16 protein-coding genes are annotated in these 16,279 nt (G+C 73.0%); 14 read left to right on the top strand and 2 right to left on the bottom strand.

Translation table 11 applies throughout. The features are described 5' to 3' along the window. The first annotated feature begins 78 nt into the window (after positions 1 to 78). A complete protein-coding gene (locus ABZ624_RS18630; RefSeq protein ID WP_360089504.1) occupies positions 79 to 621 on the top strand; it encodes a YbjN domain-containing protein in 543 nt (180 codons plus the stop codon). A 22-nt stretch (positions 622 to 643) separates the two neighbouring features. Here ABZ624_RS18630 and ABZ624_RS18635 read toward each other — a convergent pair whose 3' ends face one another. Further along, complete coding sequence (locus tag ABZ624_RS18635) at positions 644 to 1,825, bottom strand: hypothetical protein (RefSeq protein ID WP_360089507.1); 1,182 nt, start codon at positions 1,823 to 1,825, stop codon at positions 644 to 646. A gap of 87 nt (positions 1,826 to 1,912) precedes the next feature. Then, positions 1,913 to 3,097 carry a pyridoxal phosphate-dependent aminotransferase gene (locus ABZ624_RS18640; protein ID WP_360089510.1) on the bottom strand — a complete coding sequence of 395 codons (1,185 nt, stop codon included), beginning with the start codon at positions 3,095 to 3,097 and terminating at the stop codon, positions 1,913 to 1,915. A gap of 118 nt (positions 3,098 to 3,215) precedes the next feature. Here ABZ624_RS18640 and ABZ624_RS18645 point away from each other — a divergent pair, with 118 nt between their 5' ends. The 13 genes from ABZ624_RS18645 to ABZ624_RS18705 all read left to right on the top strand — a co-directional run bounded on the left by ABZ624_RS18645 (position 3,216) and on the right by ABZ624_RS18705 (position 16,230). Then, positions 3,216 to 3,557 carry a hypothetical protein gene (locus tag ABZ624_RS18645; RefSeq protein ID WP_360089513.1) on the top strand — a complete coding sequence of 114 codons (342 nt, stop codon included), beginning with the start codon at positions 3,216 to 3,218 and terminating at the stop codon, positions 3,555 to 3,557. Positions 3,558 to 3,874: 317 nt separating this feature from the next. Next, positions 3,875 to 4,417, top strand: coding sequence for a DUF2617 family protein (locus ABZ624_RS18650; RefSeq protein WP_360089516.1), 543 nt, complete (start codon positions 3,875 to 3,877; stop codon positions 4,415 to 4,417). An 80-nt stretch (positions 4,418 to 4,497) separates the two neighbouring features. After that, a complete protein-coding gene (locus tag ABZ624_RS18655) occupies positions 4,498 to 6,135 on the top strand; it encodes a polyamine aminopropyltransferase (RefSeq protein WP_360089519.1) in 1,638 nt (545 codons plus the stop codon). 81 nt (positions 6,136 to 6,216) lie between these two features. Continuing rightward, a complete protein-coding gene (locus ABZ624_RS18660; protein ID WP_360089522.1) occupies positions 6,217 to 6,972 on the top strand; it encodes an SRPBCC domain-containing protein in 756 nt (251 codons plus the stop codon). 96 nt (positions 6,973 to 7,068) lie between these two features. After that, positions 7,069 to 7,857 (top strand): aldose 1-epimerase, encoded by a 789-nt coding sequence (locus ABZ624_RS18665; protein ID WP_360089525.1) that lies wholly within the window; start codon positions 7,069 to 7,071, stop codon positions 7,855 to 7,857. A gap of 10 nt (positions 7,858 to 7,867) precedes the next feature. Further along, entirely contained in the window at positions 7,868 to 8,416 is a 549-nt protein-coding gene (pyrE, locus tag ABZ624_RS18670) for an orotate phosphoribosyltransferase (protein WP_360089528.1), read from the top strand. Between the two features lie 144 nt (positions 8,417 to 8,560). Continuing rightward, complete coding sequence (fbaA, locus tag ABZ624_RS18675; RefSeq protein WP_360089531.1) at positions 8,561 to 9,583, top strand: class II fructose-bisphosphate aldolase; 1,023 nt, start codon at positions 8,561 to 8,563, stop codon at positions 9,581 to 9,583. A 66-nt stretch (positions 9,584 to 9,649) separates the two neighbouring features. Next, positions 9,650 to 11,107 (top strand): MFS transporter, encoded by a 1,458-nt coding sequence (locus ABZ624_RS18680; RefSeq protein WP_360089534.1) that lies wholly within the window; start codon positions 9,650 to 9,652, stop codon positions 11,105 to 11,107. A 69-nt stretch (positions 11,108 to 11,176) separates the two neighbouring features. Beyond that, entirely contained in the window at positions 11,177 to 11,590 is a 414-nt protein-coding gene (locus ABZ624_RS18685; protein WP_360089537.1) for a DUF3151 domain-containing protein, read from the top strand. A gap of 150 nt (positions 11,591 to 11,740) precedes the next feature. Continuing rightward, positions 11,741 to 12,586 carry a tryptophan 2,3-dioxygenase family protein gene (locus ABZ624_RS18690; RefSeq protein ID WP_360089540.1) on the top strand — a complete coding sequence of 282 codons (846 nt, stop codon included), beginning with the start codon at positions 11,741 to 11,743 and terminating at the stop codon, positions 12,584 to 12,586. Further along, positions 12,579 to 13,769, top strand: a complete 1,191-nt coding sequence (gene kynU / locus ABZ624_RS18695; RefSeq protein WP_360089543.1) for a kynureninase — start codon at positions 12,579 to 12,581, stop codon at positions 13,767 to 13,769. Before ABZ624_RS18690 ends, kynU begins: the two co-directional genes overlap by 8 nt. Positions 13,770 to 14,074: 305 nt before the next feature. Further along, positions 14,075 to 14,974: an alpha/beta hydrolase gene (locus tag ABZ624_RS18700; RefSeq protein WP_360089546.1), complete on the top strand. Its 900-nt coding sequence runs from the start codon at positions 14,075 to 14,077 to the stop codon at positions 14,972 to 14,974. A 149-nt stretch (positions 14,975 to 15,123) separates the two neighbouring features. Beyond that, positions 15,124 to 16,230, top strand: coding sequence for an alpha/beta hydrolase (locus ABZ624_RS18705; RefSeq protein ID WP_360089549.1), 1,107 nt, complete (start codon positions 15,124 to 15,126; stop codon positions 16,228 to 16,230). Positions 16,231 to 16,279 lie beyond the last annotated feature (49 nt).

The raw sequence follows: 16,279 nt of genomic DNA on the forward strand, positions 1-16,279 counted from the left end.
CAGACAGGCGTCGGGGCTTGCCTCCCCCCTCCCCGGATGGGGGAGGATGGCCAGATCCACCATGAAGGGAAAAACACGGTGAGCATCGACCCGTCCTCGATTCCGAACTTCGGGGGCCAGCCCGAGCCGCAGCCCCAGGGACCGGCCGGCCCCGTCCTCCCGGATCAGGACCTCGTGAAGCAGCTCCTCGACCAGATGGAGCTGAAGTACGTCGTCGACGAGGAAGGCGACCTCGCGGCTCCGTGGGAGCAGTTCCGCACCTATTTCATGTTCCGCGGGGAGGCCGAGCAGGCTGTCTTCTCGGTGCGGACCTTCTACGACCGCCCCCACCCGATCGACGAGAAGCCCCAGCTGCTGGAGTCCGTCGACGACTGGAACCGCCGCACCCTGTGGCCCAAGGTCTACACCCACACCCATGACGACGGCACCGTCCGTCTGATCGGCGAGGCCCAGATGCTGATCGGCACGGGCGTCGACATCAACCACTTCGTCTCCTCCACGGTCAGCTGGGTGCGGGCCGCGATCGAGTTCGACAAGTGGCTCGCCGAGCAGCTCGGCCTGGAGCAGGAGGTCAACGAGGCGGACAAGCCCGAGGACGAGGGCGACGGCGACGGCGAGTAGGCCGTAAGCCCCGCCGCACGGCCTACAGCGGCTCGTGCGCGTACACCACCAGGTACGCGCCGTAGAGACAGCTGAGCCCGGCCAGGCTCGCGACCAGCACGGTCGCGTGCCAGGGCCGGGCTCTGGCCATGCCCACCAGCCCCCGGGCGAGCGGCAGCAGCAGCGGAAACGCCGGCAGCAGGAACCGCGGCTTGGACTCGAAGAAGCCCGACCCGCCGAGCGCGATCAGCAGCAGCGCCCCGCTGTGGACGAGCAGCGGCAGCGGAGCGCGGTCCAGGAGCAGCAGCGCGTACAGCACCGCCCCCGCCACGACGAGCGCCAGCGCCACCGGGAACACGAACCGGCCGCCGTGCAGCAGCATCGCGCACACGAAGTCCAGCGAGCCCCGCCCGAAGTCGAACCGCGATCCCCACAGCCGCTGCACCTCGAAGTAGCCGCCGAGCAGATCCCCCTTCTGCCGACCGACCCACAGCACGTACGCCGTCCAGCCCACCGGGGCGAGCGCCGCGCCCGTCCACAGCCTGTGGGAAACCTTTCCGCGCCGCCGCCACACCTCGGCCCCGGCCGCGGCCAGCACCGCGGCGGCGACCGTGAACCCGTTCGGCCGGGCCAGCCCCGCGAGCGCCGCGAGGGCACCGGCCCACAGCCAGTTCCCGGCCAGCACCGCGTACAGCGACCAGGCCGCGAACGCGGTCAGCACCGGCTCGGTGTACGCCATCGACAGCACCACCGAGTGCGGCAGCAGCCCCCACAGCAGCACCAGCGCGATGCCGGTGGTCCGCCCGTGCAGCCGGGTGCCGACCGCATGGATCCCGGCGGCGGCCACCGCGGCCCCGGTCCACGAGACCAGCAGCCCGGCGAGGCCCCCGCCGAGCGGGGTCAGCGCGGTCACCGCCCGCAGCAGCGCCGGGTACAGCGGGAAGAACGCCAGGTCGCTGTGCGGGCCGGGGTCGTGGGAGGGCAGGTCGTGGCCGTAGCCGTGCGCGGCGATGCCCAGATACCAGACCGAGTCCCAGGACCGGCCGAGCAGCGTCAGCGGGTGCTTGCCGGCGACATGCGCGACGACGGCGAGCACGGCCGCACCGAGGAGCCGGGTCCCGAGGAAGAGGCACACGGCGATCCCGCCGGCTCGCATCAGGGACGTGCGCTGCGCTGACTTCGTCGCGGTGACGGGCGGGGCGAGGACGGTGCTGGCATGGGTCACACCTCTGCACCCTGCAAGTGCGGGGGCGCGAGCGCGAGCAGGTGGCCGCCGACGGTGTCACGGGTTCACCTGTGTCGAGTAAACGCCTCACATCGCCCGCAGCCTTTCAGCGGCTTCCCGCAGGACCTCCTCCCGCTTGCAGAACGCGAACCGTACGAACGGTGCCCCGGCCTCCCGGTCGTCGTAGAAGACGGCGTTGGGAATCGCCACCACGCCCGCGCGCTGGGGCAGGGTGCGGCAGAAGGCGAAGCCGTCCTTCTCGCCGAGGGGGCGGATGTCGGTGGTGATGAAGTAGGTGCCGGCCGGCACGAAGACCTCGAAGCCCGCCTCCGTCAGGCCCTGCGCCAGGATGTCGCGGCGGGCCAGCATGGACCGGCGGAACTCCTCGAAGTAGGAGTCGGGGAGGGCCAGGGCCTCGGCGACCGCGTACTGGAAGGGGCCCGAGGAGACGTAGGTCAGGAACTGCTTCGCCGAGCGGACGGCGCCCACCAGCTCCGGCGTGGCCGTGACCCAGCCGACCTTCCAGCCGGTGAAGGAGAACGTCTTGCCGGCCGAGCCGATCGTCACCGTGCGCTCGCGCATGCCGGGGAAGGAGGCGAGCGGCAGATGCCCGGCGTCGTCGAAGACCAGGTGCTCGTAGACCTCGTCCGTCACCACCAGCAGGTCACGCTCGACCGCCAGCTCGGCGATCGCGGCCAGCTCCGCGCGCGTGAGGACCGTACCGGTGGGGTTGTGCGGGGTGTTGATCAGCAGCAGCCGGGTGCGGTCGGTGACGGCGGCGCGCAGCTCGTCCAGGTCCAGGCGGAAGGAGCCGTCGTGCGGGCGCAGGGTGACCGGTACGCGCGTGCCGCCCGCCATCGCGATGCTCGCCGCGTAGGAGTCGTAGTACGGCTCCAGGGCCACGACCTCGTCCCCCGGCTCGACCAGCGCCAGCAGCGCCGCCGCGATCGCCTCCGTCGCGCCCGCCGTGACCAGCACCTCGGTGTCGGGGTCGTACGACAGCCCGTAGCGGCGCTGCTGGTGCGCGGCGATGGCGGTGCGCAGCTCCGGGATGCCGGGGCCCGGCGGGTACTGGTTGCCGCGGCCTTCGCGCAGCGCCCGCACCGCCGCCTCGCGCACCTCCGCGGGGCCGTCGGTGTCCGGGAAGCCCTGGCCCAGGTTGATCGACCCGGTCGCCACGGCGAGCGCGGACATCTCCGCGAAGATCGTCGTCCCGAACTCGGCGAGCCGGCGGTTGAGGTGAGGACGTGCGCTGGAGGTCATGCCGGTCATCCTGCGCCCAAGCTCTGGAGTTCCTCAACTCTGCTTTGAGTCCTGAGACGGCCGGGCATTCCCCGGTCACCGCGGTCCACGGGGGGCTGCTTCGGGGGAACGGAAGGAGGGTGACGCCATGGACGCCGGCATCATCTTCATCCTGGTCGTGGCCGCGTTCGTGACCCTCACGGCCATGGCGGGCGCACGGACCGGCAACCGGCAGGGCAAGGTGTCGCTCGGCAAGGGCCGGCGGGGCCGGTCCGGGTCGTACCGCTCGTCGTCGTCGTCCTCGTCCTCGTACGACGGCAGCAGCAGCTGGTGGGCGGGCGGCGGCGACTCCGGTTCGTCGGGCGGGCACCACGGGGGGCACCACGGCGGTCACCACTCCTGCGGGGGCCACTCCTCCTGCGGCGGGGGTTCCTCCTGCGGCGGAGGTTCGTCGTGCGGCGGCGGGGGCGGATGCGGCGGAGGCAGCTGACACGGGGCAGCTGAGCTTTCGGGGGAACCGCATACGGCCGCACACGGGCGCCCGCCGGCGAAGGCAACCGGCGGGCGCCCGCCGTCTCGTCCACGCGCCCGGCGCGCGCCATGGTTGAACAGTTGAACTGTGGAGCCCCCTGAGGGATGGAAACCCCACGAAGTTGGGTAAAAATGCAGTGGGGGCGCCTCTGTTCATGATTCCCTCTAAATCGCCAACGCAGCCCCTCGGACGTCCCTGAGACTCCCCATCCGGCCGAGCCGGCTGGGCTGACATGGCCGATCTCCCCCCTCATCGCGTGTTTGCGGAGCCGATCCATGCTCACGACCCTGAACACCTCCTACACCGATACGCGCGCTGCCGACCTAGCCTGGGCCCTGGGACGCGAGCCGCTGCCGGCCCTGGCCACCCTCGATCTGGAACTCACCGGCGCTAAGCTGCAGTTGAGACTGCTCGGCGCATCCCACCAGGTGCTGCTGGAGGAGGAGCGCGGCCTGTGTTCGGAGACGGTCGCGTGCATCCCCGGCTCCAGCACCCCGCTGCCGCTCGGCGTCGCCAAGCGCGTCGACGACTGGGAGTACGAGTTCGCCGCACGCGTCGAAGTGCTCGGCCCCGGCTCGTTCGCGGGCCGCGCCCAGGAGTTGCTGGCCCTCGTCTCCGACCATCCGCACGGCCTCGCGGGTGTCTTCCCGGGCAGCCCGCACGCTTTCACCGCGCTGCTGGCCCAGCACCACGAGGGCCAGGTGCACTGGCGCACCTGGCACGCCTACCCGCAGGACGGCCAGTTGGTGGCCACCCGCACCCGGGTCGGGGCGCGGGTGCGGGCGGCACGGCCCGCTGAGCACACCGCGCCGACATAAACCCGCCGGGGGTCAACTGCCCCCCAGTTCCACACGTGTGGGTGACGAAGCGTGCCGCGCATGTGACGTAACGTCGCAACGTGATCGAACCGCACGCCCCCGCGCCCCCGGGCGCTCCGCCCTCCTGGACAGGCCCCGCCCGGCTGCCCGTCCGGCCCGGCACCGGGCGGTTCCTGGTTCTCGTGTGCGTCTTCGTCTGCGCCGCCTGCGGCCTCGTGTACGAACTCGAACTGGTGGCGTTCGCCTCGTACTTGATGGGCGACTCGGTCACCCAGGCCTCCGTCGTGCTGTCCGTGATGGTGTTCGCGATGGGCATCGGCTCCCTCGGTGCGAAACGGCTGCGCTGGCACGCGGCGGCCGGCTTCGGCGCGATCGAGACCGTCCTCGCGCTGGTCGGCGGCTGCAGCGCGATGGCGCTGTACGCCGTCTTCGCCTGGACCGGCGACTGGGGCGGGCTGTGGGCCGAGGGCCCGCGCTGCCTCCTGGTCGCCTTCTCCCTCGCCATCGGCCTGCTCATCGGCGCCGAAGTCCCGCTGCTGATGGAGCTGATCCAGCGCATCCGCCACCAGGACGCGGGCGGCGCGGTCGCCGACCTGTTCGCCGCGGACTACGTGGGCGCGCTGGTCGGCGGCCTCGCCTTCCCCTTCCTCCTCCTGCCGTTCCTGGGCCAGTTGACGGGCGCGCTGGTCACCGGCACGGTCAACGTCGTGGCGGGCGGCGCCCTGGTGCTGGGCCTCTTCCGCCGCGACCTGACCTGCCGGGCCCGCTGGACCCTGCTCGTCGTCGGCCTCGTCGTCCTCGGTGTCCTCGCCTCCGCCGCCGCGCTCGCCGACGACTTCGAACGCGCCGCCCGGCACGCCGTCTACGGGGGCGACGTCCGGGTCGCCGAACAGACCGACGTCCAGGAGGTCGTCCTCGCCGGCGGCACCGACGGCGAGCCACTCGACCTCTTCCTGGACGGCCGGCTCCGGGTCGGCGGCCGCGACGAACGCCGCTACCACGAGGCCCTCGTGCACCCCGCGCTGTCCGGCGGGCCGCACGCGCGCGTCCTCATCCTCGGCGGCGGCGACGGCCTCGCCGCCCGCGAGGTGCTGCGCCGGCCCGGAGTGCGCCGCGTCGACCTCGTCGAACTCGACGCCGGCCTGGTCCGCCTGGCCCGCCACGACCCCGGCCTCACCGCCGCCAACGGCCACGCCTACGCCGACCCCCGCCTGCACACCACCACGGCCGACGCGCTCGGCTGGCTGCGCGGGGCACGGGGACGGTCGTACGACGTCGTGATCGCCGATCTCCCCGACCCCGGGATCACCGCCAGCACCAAGCTGTACTCCCAGGAGTTCTACGGCCTGACCCGCCGCGTCCTCGCCCCCCGCGGCCGGCTCGTCGTGCACGCCGGGTCCGTCACCACCCGCCCCCTCGCCTTCTGGACGGTGGCCGCGACCCTGCGCGCGGCCGGCTTCGCCGCTGCCCCCTACCGGGTCCTCGGCCACGACTCAGGCTTCCCGGCCGGCCCCGACCGCTCGGCCGGTGCGCCCGCGGCCCCGCACGACTGGGGGTTCCTGCTGGCGGCTGCGGGACACACTCCGCCACCGCTGCGGCTGGGGTCCTGGCATGCGCGCACGCTGACCCAGCGCGGCCTGACGGCGGACGGGAGGGCGGCGGCACGGACGCGGATCGGGGATCTGCCGGCATCGACGCTGGTGCACCCGCGGTACTGAGGAGCCGGACCGGCAGCCGGTGGTGAGGAGCCGGTTTCCGTGAGGGTACTTTCCGGTCACACCTGGGTAGGCTCAGCGGACATGGAGCACCAGGTCTTCGTCCCGGTCCCGGTCGAGCCGCTCAGGGCCGCCCTCGCCGATCCCGCCCAGGTCGCCCGCGCCATCCCCGGCCTGCAACAGGACGCCGGTGCCGAACCCGTCGCCGGACGCCTGAAACTGCGCGTCGGCGGACACTCCGTCACCTACCGCGGCTCGGCACGGGTGGTGGCCCGGGAGGACGGCACGTACGCCGTCGAGGCCGAAGCCACCGAGGCCCGCGGCACCGGTGCCGTGAAACTCACCCTCACCCTGCGCCTCGCGGGCACCGGGGGCGGTACGACGGTCACGGCCGAGGGCACGGCGGCGGCGGACGGCCGCATCGCGGAACTCCCGCCGGACGCGGTGAGCGCGGCGGCGACCCGTCTGCTGAACCGTTTCGTGGAGAACCTGGCAGAGAGCCCGGAGAGCCCGGAGAAGCCGACGGAGGCTTCGGAGCAGGCGGAGCGGGCGGAGGAGCGGGCCCAGCGGCAGCAGGAGCAGGAGTCGGCCGCCGACCGTCTCTCGGAGGACTTCGCCGACACCGGTGAGCCGCCCGCCGAGGCCGCGCACGCGCGCCGGACGATGATCGGCCGCAGCGCCGAGGAGGTCGACCACGCGCCTCCGCGGGGGCGCTACGCACCGGTTCCGGCCCCGCAGACGGTGACAGCGACCTCGGCACTGCGCTGGGCGGCACCGGCGGCGGCGCTGGTCGTGGCGTCGGCGATCGTCGCAGGAAGGGCACTGCGCAAACGCCGCTGAGCGAAAAGCGCGTGCAGGGGCGCGGGGAACTGCGCGACCAGCCACGACGGCGCCGCCGCCGACCACAAGCGCACCCTTCCCCAGTAGCCTCTTCCCGTGAGTAACGAAGACATCACGCTGACCGCGGGCGAGGCGGAAGTTCTCGTCAGCCCCGCCAACGGCGGCCGTATCGGCAGCCTCAGGCTCGGCTCCCTCGAACTGCTGAGGCAAGGCCCCCACTACGGCTGCTTCCCGATGGTGCCCTGGTGCGGCCGCACCCGGGACGGCCGCTTCCTGGACGGCGGCACCGTCCGTCAGATGCCGCTCAACTCCCCGCCCCACGCCATCCACGGCACCGCCCGCGACGGCGCCTGGCGCACCGCGCGCGCCTCGGAGAACGAGGCGGTGATGACGTACGAGCTGGTCGCCCCCTGGCCGCACCCCGGCCGCGTCACCCAGAGCGTCGTGCTCGCCGAGGACAGCCTGACGCTGACGATGTCCGTGGAGACGTACGACGACTCCTTCCCGGCGCAGATCGGCTGGCATCCGTGGTTCAACCGGAACCTCGGCGGCGAGGACGTCACGCTCGACTTCAAGCCCGCCTGGCAGGAGGAACGCGGGGACGACCATCTGCCGACCGGCAACCGGATCGACCCGGAGCCCGGCCCCTGGGACGACTGCTTCGGCATGCCCGGCGGCGTCGACGTCACCCTCACCTGGCCGGGGCAGCTGGAGCTGAGAGTGGCCAGCCGAGAGGAGTGGGTGGTCGTCTACGACGAGCAGGCCGAGGCTGTGTGCGTGGAGCCGCAGACCGGTCCGCCGAACGGCCTGAACACCCTTCCGCGCCTGGTCACCCCGCTGGAGCCGTTGGAGGCGACGACGACCTGGAGCTGGCGGCGCCCTTAAGCTGGTCGGCATGACGGACGTACGTGGCGCGCTGCTGCAGCAGATCAAGGACAAGGCCGTGGTGCACGGCAAGGTGACCCTGTCGTCGGGTCTGGAGGCCGACTACTACGTCGACCTGCGCCGCATCACCCTCGACGGCGAGGCCGCCCCGCTGGTCGGCCAGGTGCTCCTGGATCTCACCGCCGACCTGGACTTCGACGCGGTGGGCGGCCTCACCATGGGCGCCGACCCGGTCGCCGCGGCCATGCTGCACGCCGCCGCCGCCCGCGGGAAGAAGCTCGACGCGTTCGTCGTACGGAAGGCCGCGAAGGCGCACGGTCTGCAGCGGCGCGTGGAGGGCCCGGACATCGCGGGGCGGCGCGTGCTCGTGGTCGAGGACACCTCCACCACCGGCGGCTCCCCGCTCACCGCGGTGGAGGCCGTGCGCGAGGCCGGCGCGGAGGTCGTCGCCGTCGCGACCATCGTGGACCGGGCGACCGGCGCCGCCGAGAAGATCGAGGCCGGCGCGGGTGTTCCGTACCGGTTCGCCTTCTCGAAGGATGAACTGGGTCTGGACTGACACGCGGGATTGACCTGGACTTGACCGGCGCATGGACCAGCGGTCCATGTCTGGAAAGATGGGGCCGACGACGACGTCGAACCCCCAGGTCTAGGTCAGGGCCGTAACGCACCAAGCCGACCCGCAACACCAAGGAGCGGACAGATGCCCATCGCAACCCCCGAGGTCTACAACGAGATGCTCGACCGGGCGAAGGCAGGCAAGTTCGCCTACCCGGCCATCAACGTCACCTCGAGCCAGACCCTGAACGCGGCGCTGCGCGGTTTCGCGGAGGCGGAGAGCGACGGCATCGTCCAGATCTCGACCGGCGGCGCCGAGTTCCTCGGCGGCCAGTACAGCAAGGACATGGTGACCGGCGCGGTCGCCCTCGCCGAGTACGCGCACATCCTCGCCGAGAAGTACCCGGTCAACATCGCGCTGCACACCGACCACTGCCCGAAGGACAAGCTCGACGGGTACGTACGTCCGCTGATCGCGGTCTCCGAGGAGCGGGTGAAGGCCGGCAGGAACCCGCTCTTCCAGTCCCACATGTGGGACGGCTCCGCCGAGACCCTCGCCGACAACCTCGCCATCGCCCAGGAGCTGCTGGAGCGCACCCGCGCCGCCAAGATCATCCTGGAGGTGGAGATCACCCCGACCGGCGGCGAGGAGGACGGCGTCTCGCACGAGATCAACGACTCCCTGTACACGACGGTCGAGGACGCGATCCGCACCGCCGAGGCCCTCGGCCTGGGTGAGAAGGGCCGCTACCTGCTGGCCGCCTCCTTCGGCAACGTGCACGGCGTGTACAAGCCGGGCAACGTCGTGCTCCGCCCCGACCTGCTGAAGGAGCTGAACGACGGCGTGGCCGCCAAGTTCGGCAAGGCGTCCCCGTTCGACTTCGTCTTCCACGGCGGCTCCGGCTCCACCGAGCAGGAGATCCTCACCGCGCTGGAGAACGGCGTCGTGAAGATGAACCTGGACACGGACACCCAGTACGCGTTCACCCGTCCGGTCGCCGCCCACATGTTCCAGAACTACGACGGCGTCCTGAAGGTCGACGGCGAGGTCGGCGACAAGAAGGCCTACGACCCGCGCACCTGGGGCAAGCTGGCCGAGGCGAGCATGGCCGCGCGTGTCGTCGAGGCCACGCAGAACCTGCGCTCGGCGGGCAACAAGATCAAGTAAGCGGTACGTCCTCGCGGTGGGCCCGGCGGCTGTCCTTGCCGCCGGGCCCGCTGTATACCTGGGGACGTGCCCGACGTCCGGCTGGCCTCGCCCCAGGGCAAGTGGATCCTGCTCACCACGGTCCTCGGCTCCAGCATGGCCATGCTGGACTCCACCGTCGTCAACGTGGCGCTCCCGCGCATCGGCCGCGACCTGGACGCGAGCCTGGCCGCGCTGCAGTGGACGGTCAACGCGTACATGGTCACGCTGGCCGGTCTGATCCTGCTGGGCGGTTCCCTGGGGGACCGCCACGGCCGCCGGAAGGTCTTCGTGCTGGGCGTGGTGTGGTTCGCGGTGGCGTCCCTGCTGTGCGGCCTGTCGCCGAACCCGCCGGTGCTGATCGCCGCTCGTGCCCTGCAGGGCGTCGGCGGCGCGCTCCTCACCCCCGGCTCCCTCGCGCTCATCCAGGCGTCCTTCCACCCCGACGACCGGAGCCGGGCCGTCGGCCTGTGGTCCGGCTTCGGCGGGATCGGCGCGGCGGTCGGCCCGTTCCTGGGCGGCTGGCTGGTGGCCGGTCCCGGCTGGCGCTGGGTGTTCCTGCTGAACGTCCCCCTGGCGCTGCTGTGCGTGCCGGTCGCGGTGCGGCATGTGCCGGAGTCGTCCGCCGGGGACCGCGGGGGCCGCTTCGACGTCCTCGGCGCGATGCTGGGCGCCCTGGCGCTGGCGCTGCTGACGTACGCGCTGATCGAGGCGCGGTCGGGCTCCTTGGCGGTGCCCCTGACGGGGGTGGCGGGCCTGGCCGCGGCGGTGGCCTTCGTGTACGTCGAACGCCACCGCCCCGACCCCATGCTCCCGCCGGACATCTTCGCCTCGCGCCGGTTCACGGCGGTCAATCTGGTCACCCTGTGCGTGTACGCGGCGTTCGGCGGCTTCTTCTTCCTCACCGCGCTGCAGCTCCAGGTGGTGGCGGGCTACTCACCGCTGGCGGCCGGTACGGCGTTGCTGCCGGTCACGGCCCTGATGCTCCTGTTCTCCGCCCGCTCCGGCGCCCTGGCCGACCGCACGGGGCCCCGGCTGCCGCTGACCGTCGGCCCACTGCTCTGCGCGGCGGCGATGCTGCTGATGCTGCGGGTGGGGCCGGACGCGGACTACCTGACGGACGTCCTGCCGGCGCTGCTGGTGATGGGGGCGGGGATGGTCACCCTGGTGGCCCCGCTGACGGCCACGGTCCTCGCCTCTGTCGACGCCACCCGGGCGGGCCTGGCCAGCGGCATCAACAACGCGGCGGCCCGGGCGGCGGGCCTGATCGCGGTCGCGGCGCTGCCTCTGCTGGCGGGGATGGGGCCGGAGGCCTACCGGTTGCCCACGGCGTTCGACGCGGCGTTCGACCGGGCGATGCCCATGCTGGCGGGGACGCTGCTGCTGGGCTCGGCCCTCGCGTTCACCCTGGTCCGACGGCCGTCCCGGGGCTGCCTGCGCCCGGAGTGCCGGACCCACGGCAATGTGACGACGCCGCCCCTGGAGGGGGAGCTGAGGGGTGGCTAGGGGCGGCTTTCGGCCGTCGGTTCCCCGCGGGGCGGGCCCGCATATGCGCCTGTGCGGGAAACTGAACCCATGACGATTCACCAGAACCTCCTCGGCGGCCCGCCTCCCACCCACCTCCCCGACGACCCGGAACCCCGTGAGCTCCTCGCGCAGGGCACCGCGCCGGCGGACGTCGCCGCCAAGTACCCCACCTCCTGCCTCGCCTGGGCCCAGCTGGCCGACGACGCGTTCGAGCGCGGCGCGGTCGTGGAGTCGTACGCCTACGCCCGTACGGGCTACCACCGCGGCCTGGACGCCCTGCGCCGAGGCGGCTGGAAGGGCCATGGCCCGGTCCCCTGGGAGCACGAGCCGAACCGCGGCTTCCTGCGGGCCCTGCACGCCCTCGCCCGTGCCGCGCAGGCGATCGGCGAGCAGGAGGAGTACGAGCGCTGCTCGCAGTTCCTGAAGGACTCCTCGCCGACGGCGGCCCAGACCCTGGGCTAGCCGACGGCAGTCACCGGTGTGGCCCGTCTGGCAGCAGACGGGCCTTGCCGTAGCCGAGGCGATTGCGGAGGATTCCGGGTGGGGACCGGGGCCCCCGTGCCGGAATCGGCAGGGGCGGACCGCTACCCGGAGTAACAACAGGAGACAGCGATGTCCCAACAGGCTCATCCCCTTCCCGAGGCCGAGCCCGAGACCCCGCATCTCGACTTCGCGGGTACGACGCCGTACGAGGACTACGTCAAGGCGGACGTGCTCACCCATCTCCAGCACACCCTCTCCGACGATCCCGGAGAGATGGTCTTCTTGGTGACGACCCAGGTCATGGAGCTGTGGTTCACGGTCATCGTGCACGAGTGGGAGACCGCGGCGAACGCCCTGCGCTCGGACGACGTACCGACCGCGATCGCCGCGCTGAAGCGTTCCGTACGGGAGCTGGAGGCGCTGAACGCCTCCTGGAAGCCGCTCGGCCAGCTCACCCCGGCGCAGTTCAACGCGTACCGCAGCGCCCTCGGCGAGGGCTCCGGCTTCCAGTCGGCGATGTACCGCCGCATGGAGTTCCTGCTCGGCGAGAAGTCCGCGTCCATGCTCGTCCCGCACCGCGGCGCCCCGCGCGTCCACGCGGAACTGGAGAAGGCCCTGCACGAGCCGAGCCTGTACGACGAGGTCGTACGCCTCCTCGCCCGCCGCGGCCACCCGATCCCGGCCTCGGTCCTGCGCCGGGACGTCTCCGGGCGCTACGAGCACTCGGACGCCGTGGAGGCGGCCTGGACCGCCGTCTACGCGGGGGACGAGGGCGATGAACTCGCCCGGCTCGGCGAGGCGTTGACCGACGTGGCCGAACTGGTCTGGCGCTGGCGCAACGACCACCTGGTCGCCACCCGCCGCGCGATGGGCGCCAAGCCCGGCACGGGCGGTTCGGCCGGCGTGGCCTGGCTGGAGAAGCGCGCCCGCAAGAACGTGTTCCCGGAGCTGTGGACGGCGAGGTCCCATGTCTGAGCTTTTCCTGCGGGCGGAGAAGCTGGACGCGGCGGACCAGCTGGCGCCGCTCAGGGACCGCTTCCACCTCGACGACGTCGTCTACCTGGACGGGAACTCCCTGGGTGCCCTGCCCGCGCAGGTACCCGACCGCGTGGCGGACGTCGTCCGCCGGCAGTGGGGCGAGCTGCGCATCCGCTCCTGGGAGGAGAGCGGCTGGTGGACGGCGCCGGAGCGGATCGGCGACCGGATCGCCCCGCTGGTCGGCGCGGCGGCCGGGCAGATCGTCGTCGGCGACTCCACCAGCGTCAACGTCTTCAAGGCACTGGTCGCGGCGGTACGGATGGCGGGCGAGGACCGCACCGAGATCCTGGTGGACGCCACGACGTTCCCCACGGACGGCTACATCGCCGAGTCGGCGGCCCGCATGACCGGCCGCACCCTGCGTGCCGTGACCCCGGCCGAGGTGCCCGCCGCGCTGACCGGCCGTACGGCCGCGGTGCTGCTCAACCACGTCGACTACCGCACCGGCCGCCTCCACGACCTGCCGTCGCTGACGTCGGCCGTCCACTCCGCCGGTGCCCTCGCGGTCTGGGACCTGTGCCACAGTGCCGGCGCGCTGCCGGTGGGCCTGGACGAGCACGGCGTCGACCTCGCGGTCGGCTGCACCTACAAGTACCTGAACGGCGGCCCCGGTTCACCGGCGTACCTGTACGTCCGCCGCTCGCTCCAGGACCGCTTCGACTCCCCGCTTCCGGGCTGGAACTCGCATGCGGAGCCCTTCGGGATGCGGCCGGGGTACGCCCCGGCGCCCGGTGCGCTGCGGGGGCGCGTGGGCACGCCGGACATCCTGTCGATGCTGGCGCTGGAAGCGGCGCTGGAGGTCTGGGACGGGGTGCCGGTCGACGCGGTGCGCGCCAAGTCGCTGGCGCTGACCGACTTCTTCCTGGAGTGCGTCGCGGCGTATGTGCCCGAGGGGCGCGTCGAGTGTCTGACGCCGGTGGCCCATGAGGAGCGCGGCAGTCAGGTGGCGCTGCGGTGCGCGGACGCGGGGGATGCCATGAAGCGGCTGATCGGGCGGGGGGTGGTCGGTGACTTCCGGGCACCCGACGTCCTCCGCTTCGGTTTCACACCGCTGTACGTGGGGTTCGCGGACGTGGAGCGGGCGGCGCGGGTGCTGGGGGAGGTGCTCGGCGGGGCGTAGGCGCCCCGGGCAGGCCACGGACGCGGGAGGGCCGCCGCCGCTGCACCCGCGTCCGTTCCCGCGCAGCCGTCTGCTCGCGCGGCCCCGCGGGGATCTGCGCGGGCCGGCAGCGTGGTGACCGTGCCGCTGTGCGGAAGCTGCTGAACGACCGTCGCTCCGCCGCGTGGCGTCGGTCCAGAGGCACCGCGGACGTCCGTGTCCGCGCACGTCACCGGCCTGGTACCGTCCCGCCGACGGCCGATTGTCTCCACCTGGTCCGTCTTACTGGGTCCGCCGGACGCGTTCCATCGCTGAGAGGTTGAAGCATGCCGGACGACGCCGCAGCAGCCCGCGCTGCCGCCGAGGAGGAGTCGGCCTTCTCGCACCCCCCGGTCGACCCCGACGTCACGTCCGCGTACGGCAGCCACCCCGACCAGGTGATCGACTTCTACGCACCCCGGACCGCGTCGGACGCGCCGGCCCCGGTGGTGGTGGTCCTGCACGGCGGCGCCTGGCGCGCCCGCTACGACCGGCGTCACATCACGCCCTTCGCGGACTGCCTGGCCCGCAGGGGCTTCGCGGTGGCCAACGTCGAGTACCGGCGCGGCGGCGAGCCCCTGGTCCCCGGACCAAGCACGGGCGACGGGGATGACGCCACCCCTGCGGCCGGCCGCTGGCCCGACACCTTCGACGACGTCGCGGCCGCCCTGGACGCCCTCCCCGCCCTGATCCGCGAGGCGCTCCCGCAGGCCGACCCGCGCCGCACCGTGCTGACGGGCCACTCGGCCGGAGGCCACCTCGCCCTGTGGGCCGCGGCCCGCCACGTCCTGCCCGCGGACGCACCCTGGCGCACCGGCCGGCCGGCGCCGCTGCGCGGGGTCGTCGCGCTCGCCCCGATCGCGGACTTCGAGGTCGCCGAGAAACTGGACGTGTGCGGCAACGCCAGCCTGCAACTCCTCGGCGGCCACGACGCGTTCGCCGGGCGCCGCCCCTACGCCGACCCCGTCCTGCTCCTCCCGACGGGCATCGCGACGACGCTCGTCCAGGGGCGTACGGACCGGGTGGTGCCGCAGGCGGTGGCCGAGTCCTACGCGGACGCGGCGGCGAAGGCCGGGGAGGTCGTGGGCCTGACGCTGCTGGAGGACGTGGGCCACTTCCCGCTGATCGACCCGGCGGCGGACGCGTGCGCGGTGGTGGCGGAGGAGATCGCCCAACTGGCGTGGTGACGGCTCGTGTCCGGCACCCGGTGATACCCGTAGTACCTGAGAGCTACCCCGCAGGACAGCTCCCTGGCGGGACGCCGACGACAGCCCCCGATCCCTAACTTCCTTTCCGGAGAAGCCCGATGGCCGGGCGACCTGAAAGGAACCCGCCCATGGGGCACGCCGACCACCCGACGCATACACAGCCGCCCCGGACCACAGCCTCTCTTCCCGCGAACGGGCAGCCGCCGACGGCGATCCCGTCCCACGAGGGCCACCCGCACGACCCGCCCCCGAACCCCGACGGCCCCCGCCCCACCCGCCGCCCGGAGAAATGGCGCCGCACCCTCCTCGCCACCCTCCTCACCGCAGCCATAGCCGCCCCCCTCTCCGGCGCGGCCCGCCCCCAGATCCCCGCCCCCACCCCCGCGACCCTCCCCCCGCTCACCGCCACCACCCTCCCCACCACCTACGAGACCAACCGGGCCGACGCCGCCCAGGCCGCCCGCATGGCAGCCACCCACGGCGCCCCCCACCGCGCCACCGCCGACCAGGCACTCGCCTCCCCGTCCCGTCACCTCCTCATCTTCGACGGCCGAGGCGCAGGCCAGGCCACCGAGGTCCTCGGCGACCTCGCCCACGCCGACCACCTCGCGGTCCTGGTCCCCGGCTCGGACACCTCCCTGGACACCTACGCCCGCTTCCACAAGGCGGCCACCGCCCTCTACACGGACCTCACCCACCGCGCACCCCGGCACACCCACGTCGCCGTCATCGCCTGGCTCGGCTACGCGACCCCGGCCACCGTCAGCAGCACGGTGACCACCACCACCCGCGCCGACGAAGCCGCCCCCCGCCTGCGCGCCTTCGTACGCCAGCTGCGTGCGGCAACCCCGCCCCGGACACACATCTCCCTGCTCTGCCACTCCTACGGCTCGGTCGTCTGCGGCAAAGCCGCCCCCGGCCTGGACGCGGACGACATCGCCCTGGTCGGCAGCCCCGGCACCGGCGCCGACTCGGCCGCCGCCCTGCACACCCGCGCCCGGATCTGGGCGGCCCGCGGCAGCGACGACTGGGTGGAGCACGTGCCGCACGTCCGCGCCCACCTCTTCGGCACCACCTTCGGCTTCGGCACCGACCCGGTCTCCCGCGCCTTCGGCGCCCGGGTCTTCGACGCGGCCGGCACCGACCACAGCGGCTACTTCACCCCGGGCTCGGCCTCCCTCGCCAACCTGGCCCGGATCACCCTCGGCGAAACCTCGGAGGTGACCCGTGCCTGAGCAGACCGCAAGCGCGCACCGCACCACCCCCCACGCCCCGCGGCCCAAC

The sequence above is a fragment of the Streptomyces sp. NPDC007205 genome (genome assembly GCF_040634095.1).
In the GTDB taxonomy this organism is placed as follows: Bacteria; Actinomycetota; Actinomycetes; order Streptomycetales; family Streptomycetaceae; genus Streptomyces.

Excerpts from the sequence above, each read along its gene's own strand:
- fbaA (WP_360089531.1), top strand. The coding sequence starts at position 8,561 with ATGCCCATCGCAACCCCCGAGGTCTACAACGAGATGCTCGACCGGGCG.
- ABZ624_RS18640 (WP_360089510.1), bottom strand. The coding sequence starts at position 3,097 with ATGACCGGCATGACCTCCAGCGCACGTCCTCACCTCAACCGCCGGCTC.
- pyrE (WP_360089528.1), top strand. The coding sequence starts at position 7,868 with ATGACGGACGTACGTGGCGCGCTGCTGCAGCAGATCAAGGACAAGGCC.
- ABZ624_RS18700 (WP_360089546.1), top strand. The coding sequence starts at position 14,075 with ATGCCGGACGACGCCGCAGCAGCCCGCGCTGCCGCCGAGGAGGAGTCG.
- ABZ624_RS18660 (WP_360089522.1), top strand. The coding sequence starts at position 6,217 with ATGGAGCACCAGGTCTTCGTCCCGGTCCCGGTCGAGCCGCTCAGGGCC.
- ABZ624_RS18650 (WP_360089516.1), top strand. The coding sequence starts at position 3,875 with ATGCTCACGACCCTGAACACCTCCTACACCGATACGCGCGCTGCCGAC.
- ABZ624_RS18705 (WP_360089549.1), top strand. The coding sequence starts at position 15,124 with ATGGGGCACGCCGACCACCCGACGCATACACAGCCGCCCCGGACCACA.
- kynU (WP_360089543.1), top strand. The coding sequence starts at position 12,579 with ATGTCTGAGCTTTTCCTGCGGGCGGAGAAGCTGGACGCGGCGGACCAG.
- ABZ624_RS18645 (WP_360089513.1), top strand. The coding sequence starts at position 3,216 with ATGGACGCCGGCATCATCTTCATCCTGGTCGTGGCCGCGTTCGTGACC.
- ABZ624_RS18685 (WP_360089537.1), top strand. The coding sequence starts at position 11,177 with ATGACGATTCACCAGAACCTCCTCGGCGGCCCGCCTCCCACCCACCTC.
- ABZ624_RS18690 (WP_360089540.1), top strand. The coding sequence starts at position 11,741 with ATGTCCCAACAGGCTCATCCCCTTCCCGAGGCCGAGCCCGAGACCCCG.